The organism is Microbacterium sp. 13-71-7 (genome assembly GCF_002257455.1).
Taxonomy (GTDB): domain Bacteria; phylum Actinomycetota; class Actinomycetes; order Actinomycetales; family Microbacteriaceae; genus Microbacterium.
Genome location: NZ_NCKN01000002.1, coordinates 1 through 6,684 on the forward strand (window position 1 = coordinate 1; position 6,684 = coordinate 6,684).

General features: G+C 73.0%; 4 protein-coding genes (1 of these 4 only partly in view). All 4 read left to right on the forward strand.

The genetic code is table 11. From position 1 onward, the window contains the following. On the forward strand, nt 1-646 hold a 646-nt coding region (locus B7X32_RS00270), incomplete at its 5' end, for an AAA family ATPase (RefSeq protein ID WP_292714276.1). After that, complete coding sequence (locus tag B7X32_RS00275; RefSeq protein ID WP_292714279.1) at nt 643-1,464, forward strand: ABC transporter permease; 822 nt, start codon at nt 643-645, stop codon at nt 1,462-1,464. The genes B7X32_RS00270 and B7X32_RS00275, both read left to right, overlap by 4 nt. Before the next feature lie 243 nt (nt 1,465-1,707). Next, the gene (locus tag B7X32_RS00280) at nt 1,708-5,379 is read left to right on the forward strand and encodes an efflux RND transporter permease subunit (RefSeq protein WP_292714282.1); all 3,672 of its coding nucleotides are present in this window, start codon (nt 1,708-1,710) and stop codon (nt 5,377-5,379) included. Then, on the forward strand, nt 5,376-6,684 hold the 5' portion of the coding sequence (locus tag B7X32_RS21015) for a response regulator (RefSeq protein ID WP_366246925.1). It continues 773 nt past the right edge of the window; only the first 1,309 of its 2,082 coding nucleotides appear in the window; the start codon lies at nt 5,376-5,378; the stop codon falls past the right edge of the window. Before B7X32_RS00280 ends, B7X32_RS21015 begins: the two co-directional genes overlap by 4 nt.

Genomic DNA, 6,684 nt, shown 5'->3' on the forward strand with positions numbered 1-6,684 from the left:
GCACGGGCTTCCGTCGAAGCGCGTCGACGAGGTGATCGAGATCACGGGCATCGGATCCGTCTCCCGCAAGCGTGCGGGCGGGTTCTCCCTCGGCATGGGGCAACGCCTCGGCATCGCCGCCGCCCTGCTCGGCGACCCGCACACCCTCATCCTCGACGAGCCGGTCAACGGCCTCGATCCCGAGGGCGTGCGCTGGGTGCGCGAGTTCGTGCGGCACGCCGCGTCCGAGGGGCGCACCGTGCTGCTCTCCAGCCACCTCATGAGCGAGATGTCGCAGACCGCGGACCACGTGATCGTGCTCGGCCGCGGCCGGGTGCTCGCGGACGCGCCGCTCGCGCAGCTCGTGCAGCAGTGGACCACCGCCCAGGTGCGGGTGCGGAGCCCCCGCGCCGCCGAGCTCGGCGACCTCCTCCTCGCGGCCGGCGCCGTGGTCAACGCCTCGGGTCACGACACGATCGACGTCACCGGCCCCGAGTCGTGGTGGATCGGCGACCTCGCCGCCGAGCGCGGCATCCCGCTGCACGAGCTCACCCCCACCAGCGGCTCGCTCGAGGACGCCTACCTCGCCCTCACCGGCGAGGCCGTCGAGTACCGCACCCGCGCCGTGCCGGAAGCCGGCGCCCCGATCCCGGAGGTGGTCGCATGAGCGCCGTCGCCCCCACCGTCCCCACCGTCTCGGGCCGGTTCCGCCTGAGCTTCCCGCGGAGCCTGCGCAGCGAGTGGATCAAGCTCAGCACGCTGCGCTCGACCTGGTGGTCGATCGCGATCACCGCCGCGCTGACGATCGGCATCGCCGTGCTGATCGCGTTCGCCCTCACCTCGACCGGCGCCGTGCGCCAGGGCGTCAACGGCATCATGGCCGTCGTCTCGCCGATCCAGTTCACCGCGCTCCTCGCCGGCATCCTCGGCGCGATCGCGGTCACCGGCGAGTACTCCACGGGGATGATCCGCTCCACCCTCACGGCGGATCCCCGTCGCGGCAGGGTGCTGGTGGCGAAGGCCGCAGTACTCGCGGTGTTCCTCTTCCTCGCGTCCCTCGTGATGTTCGCGGTCGCCGCCGTCATCGTGTCGGCGATCCTCGGCGGACACGGCCACGGACTCGAGTGGGGCCAGCCGGACAAGGTCCTCCTGCCGCTGCTCTCCGCCGCCGCGACGATGGCCGTGTGCGCGCTGATCGGCGTCTCGTTCGGCTTCATGCTGCGCTCCGGCGCCGGCGCGATCGCCGCCACGGTCGGACTGCTGTTCGTGCTGCCGATCATGTCGACGTTCTTCTCCTTCGCCGGAGAGTCCTGGAAGTGGGTGCTGGACGCCGCGAACTACCTGCCGCTGTCGGCGGCGCAGAACGCGATCCTGCCGAGCGACACCGCGCCGCTCTCGGCGGGCGTGGCGTTCCTCACGCTCGGCGCCTGGGTGGCCGCAGGGCTGCTCGGATCCTGGGTGGTGCTGCGCTCGCGCGACGCCTGAGCGCGCCGCGTCGTCTTCATCTCGTCGCCCCCTCCGGCCGTTCGTGCCGGAGGGGGCGACGTCGTCCGATCCCGCCGTCCGAGCGCCCGGATGTGGTACTTGAGGACCACCCCGGGACGGGCGGGATCCTCCCCGAAGCGGATGCGCCGCCCCGGTCGCGACCGGTTTGCTGAAGGTACGGCTCGTCGCAGGTGGCGGCGGCCGGGGCGCCCTGCGCCCGCTCGTGATCGCCCTGGAGGATCCGTGACCCTGCTGACCCGACTCAGCCTCGCCAACCGCGCCGTCGTGGCCCTGTTCACCGTCCTCATCGTCGGGGCGGGCCTCTGGGCCACCGGCAGCATGAAGCAGGAGCTGCTGCCGTCGATGTCGCAGCCCGCGGCGGTCGTCCTCGTGACCAAGCCGGGGGCGTCGGCCGAGACCCTCGACCACGATGTCGTGAAGCCGCTGTCCGACGCGCTGGGGTCGGTGACCGGGGTGGACGAGGTGCGCACGAGCACCTCGAGCGGCAGCGGCCAGCTGACCGTGTCCTGGGCGTTCGGCCGCGACGACACCAAGATCCTCGCCGACCTCAAGACGGCCGCGACGGCCGCCGGATCCGCCGCAGACGGCGTGCACACCGAGGTCTACGCGGGCAGCTCCGCGGACATCCCGGTGCAGAGCCTCGCGATCACGGGCGACGGCGACGTCGAGGCCCTGGCCGACCGGGTCGACAAGACCCTCGTCCCCGCGATCGAGCACGTGCCGGGGGTGCGCTCCGTGCAGGTCTCGGGGCGCGTCTCCGAGCGCGTGCTGGTGACGCTGGATCCGGCCAAGCTGTCGGCCCGGTCGATCGATGCGGCCGCCGTGTCGGGGATCCTTCGCACCGCCGGCGTGGTGGTGCCGGCGGGCACCAGCAGCGACGGCACCCGTGCGATGGCGATCGAGGTCGGCCAGGAGGGCACGTCGATCGAGCGCATCTCCGCGATGCCGATCCCCACGATGCAGGGGCCTGTTGCGCTGTCCGAGGTCGCGACCGTCGAGCTGGCCCCCGTCCCGCAGAGCACGATCTCGCGCGCCGACGGGCGTCCCGCGCTGAGCCTGACGATCACCAAGACCCCCGAGGCGAACGCCGTGCAGGTCTCGCACGCGGTGACCGCCGCGGTCGCGAAGACCCTGCCCTCGCTGGGCGAGAAGGCCGCGAGCTCGGTGCTCTTCGACCAGTCCACGATGATCGAGAAGTCGACCCATGACCTTGCCGTCGAAGGCGGTCTCGGCCTCGTGTTCGCGGTGCTCATCATCCTGGTCTTCCTGCTGTCGCCCAGGGCGACGGTGATCACGGCGGTCTCGATCCCGCTGTCGCTGCTGATCGCGGTGATCGGACTGCGCGTCGGCGGCTTCTCCTTCAACGTGTTCACGCTCGCCGCGCTGACGGTCGCGGTGGGCCGCGTGGTCGACGACTCGATCGTCGTCATCGAGAACATCGCGCGACGACGCGGATCCGCCCCGCTCACGCCCGCCGACGTGCTCGCCGCGGTGCGCCAGGTGGCCGGCGCCGTGACGGCGTCGACGCTGACGACGGTCGCGGTGTTCCTGCCGGTCGCCCTCGTCGGCGGCATGGCGGGGGAGCTGTTCCGCCCGTTCGCGCTGACCGTGACGATCGCGCTGCTGGCCTCGCTGCTGGTGTCGCTGACGATCGTGCCCGTGCTCGCGTACTGGTTCCTGCGCCGTCCGGCGAAGGCCGCGGTCGCAGCGGCCTCGGACGCCGAGCACGGCGCCACGCCCCTCGTGGAGCACGCGGAGGCGCCGGGCGCGGTCGTCGCGGATCCGCATCCGGCTCTCACGGCCGAAGCGAAGGCTCCGGACCCGGATGCCGCGGCGCACGATCCCGCCGAGCGCGTCACGCGGATGCAGCGCGCGTATCTGCCCTCGCTGCTGTTCGCGCTGCGGCGTCCCGTGACCGTCGTGCTGATCTCGGTCGTGGTGTTCGCCGGCACGATCGTGGCCGCCGGCTTCCTGAAGACCGACATGCTCGGCAGCTTCGCCGACGAGCGCGCGGTCACCGTCACCCAGACGATGCCGCTGGACACCACGCTCGCGGTCTCGGACAAGGCGGCCACCGCCCTGGAGAAGAAGGTCCGCGACCTCGACGGGGTCGCCTCGTACCGCACCACCGCGGGTGAGCAGGGGGCTCCGGTCACCCTCGACATCGTGATCGCCGCCGATGCGGATCCGAAGGCCGTGCTGCCGCGGATCCGCTCCGCGGTGGGCGAGCTGCCGGACGCCGACCGGATCACGGTGTCGACGCAGGCGACGCAGACCACCTCGTCCTCGATCGACGTGATCGTGAAGAGCCCCGATGAGAAGGCGCTCGCGAGCGCGTCCGAGAAGCTCACCGCCGCGCTCGGCAAGGTCGACGGCATCGGCACGGTGAAGAGCGATCTCGCCACGGATCTCCCGGTGCTGAAGGTCTCGGTCGACCCGGCGCGCGCTGCGACGCAGGGCTTCACGACCGCCGAGGTGGGCTCGGCGATCTCCGCCGCGGTGCAGGGCGAGCGGCTCGGCTCCGTCGGCATCGACGGCACCGCCACGGACCTGGTGGTGCGCGCGCAGTCGACGGCGACGGATCCGGAAGCCGTCAAGGCGCTCACCCTGCCGATCTCGGCGCTGCAGGCGCAGAAGACGCAGAAGGACGCGGCGGACGCGCTGCAGCGCGAGCAGGAGGCGATGTCCTCCCAGGCGCGCGCGGAGGCCGAGAACAAGGCCGACGAGCAGCTCTCCGCGCTCTACGACGCCCGCTCCTCCGGGGCGCAGGACCTGGCCGCGCTGCGCGAGCAGCTCGCGCAGCTGCTCGCCTCGCCGCCGCCCGCCGACACCAGCCCCGCGACGCAGGGTCAGCTCAGCGCGCTCGAGTACCAGAAGCTCGTCCAGCAGCTCACGCAGGCCGTGGCCGGGGCGGAGAGCGGTCTGACGAGCCTCGACGAGCAGATCTCCGGAGCGCGCACCGCGATCGCCGACGGGTCGCGCCAGCAGGCCGAGACCGACCGGCTCACGCAGGCGCAGCGCGACCTCGAACACCTGCGCGCGACGCCGATCCGCGTCGGCGACATCGCCGCGGTGGAGGTCGTCTCGGCGCCCGCCACGATCACCCGGATCGACGGCGCCCGCGCGGTCACGATCTCGGCCACCCCCGCGGAGGGGGCGGATCTCTCCACGGCGTCCCTCGGCGTGCAGACGGCCGTGGCGGGAGTGCACCTGCCCGCCGGCGTGACTCTGGACGAGGGCGGCGCCGCCGCAGAGCAGGCGCAGTCGTTCGGGGAGCTCGGCATCGCCATGCTCGCCGCGATCGCCCTGGTCTACATCGTGCTGGTCGCGACGTTCCGCTCGCTCGTGCAGCCGCTGCTGCTGCTGGTCTCGGTGCCCTTCGCCGCGACCGGGGCGATCGCGGGCCTGCTGCTCACCGGAACGCCGCTCGGGATCCCGGCGCTGATCGGCATGCTCATGCTGATCGGGATCGTGGTCACGAATGCGATCGTGCTGATCGATCTCATCAACGAGTACCGTCGCGGCGGCGCGGGGCTCGACGACGCCGTGGTGCACGGCGCGCGCCTGCGCCTGCGGCCGATCATCATGACCGCGTGCGCGACGATCTTCGCCCTCATCCCGATGGCGCTCGGCATCACCGGCGGCGGGGCGTTCATCTCGCAGTCGCTGGCGATCGTCGTGATCGGCGGGCTCGTGTCGTCGACCGTGCTCACCCTGCTGCTGGTACCCGCGCTGGTCGTGCTGTACGAGCGCCGTGGCGACCGCCGGCAGGCGCGGCGGGAGCGTCGCGAGGCACGTCGTCGCGACCGCAGCGCCGGAGTCGAGGTCTTCGAGGACGAGCAGGATCCGGCGGCGCCCGCCGACGCGGAGGACCGTGGGAGACTGGCGACGTGACCGACGGCTCCGCGCGCGCCCTGGATCGCGCCGCGTCGCGCTGGCAGCGGCATCCGCACACGGCCGACGCGCTCACGACGCTCAGCTGGGTCGTGCTGACGGCCGTGCCGATGTTCGCGGCGGAATCCGCGGATCCCGCGATCGCGGCGCGGCCCGTCGGGCCGTGGGGCCTCGGCCTCGGGCTCGTCGTGGTCGCGATCGTCGCGACGACGATGATGCTGTTCCGCCGGCGCAACCCCGTGCTGCTCTTCCTGGTCTCGGTCACGCTGCCGCTGGTGCTGCTGCCCTTCTCGCTCGATGTGGGAGCGTTCGCGGTCGCCTATGCGGTGTTCGCGATCGCCGTCTACGACCGGATGTCCCGGGCGTGGATCGCCGGGGCGGTCGCCTACGGGGTGACCCTGGCGCTGAGCGCCGTGCACCTGCTCACGGGATTCGGCTTCGCGCCGGTGAACCGTTCGGGGTCGCGGCTGGACACCGCCCTGACCTGGGCCGCCTTCGACCTGCTGCTGCTCCTGGTCGCGCTGCTGTGGGGGCAGAACGCGGGCAATCGCCGCCGCTACGTGGCGGCGCTCGTCGAGCGCGCGCGCATCCTGGAGCACGAGCGCGATCAGGAGGCGCAGCTCGCGGCCCTCGCCGAGCGCTCGCGCATCGCCCGCGACGTGCACGACATCGTGTCGCATTCGCTGAGCGTGATCGTGCGGCTGGCCGATGGCACGAGGGCCGTCTTCGACGCGGACCCGGACCGCGCCCGTGAGGCGGTCGGTCAGATCGGCGGGGTCGCGCGCTCCTCCCTCGACGAGATGCGGAGGGCGCTCGGCGTGCTCGAACGGCCGAACGGGCAGGAGTCCGCGCGCAGCGGCACGGGGCTCGAGGATCTCCCGCGTCTGGCCGAGGTCTACCGTGGGATCGGATTGCCGGTGCGGCTGGACCTCGACCTGGGCCGGGCGGAGCGGGACGACCCTCGGGGATCCGCGGCCGTCGATGCGCAGGGGATCCCGGCGGGTCTGCAGATGACGGTGTTCCGGGTCGTGCAGGAGTCCCTCACCAACGCCCTGCGGCATGCCGAGGCGCCCACGCAGGTGCGGGTCGAGGTGCGGGTGACGGCGGACGAGATCCAGGCCGAGGTCAGGGACGACGGCGCGCCGCCCGTCACACCGGAGGGCGTGCGCTCGATGCAGGGCGCCTCGCCGGAGCGCGGGCGCGCGAGCGGTTCCGCGGTCGCGGCCGTGGCGGAGGCCGCCCCCGCCCGCGTCGGGCGCGGTCTGCTCGGGATGCGCGAGCGCGCGGCCCTCTACGGGGGAACGC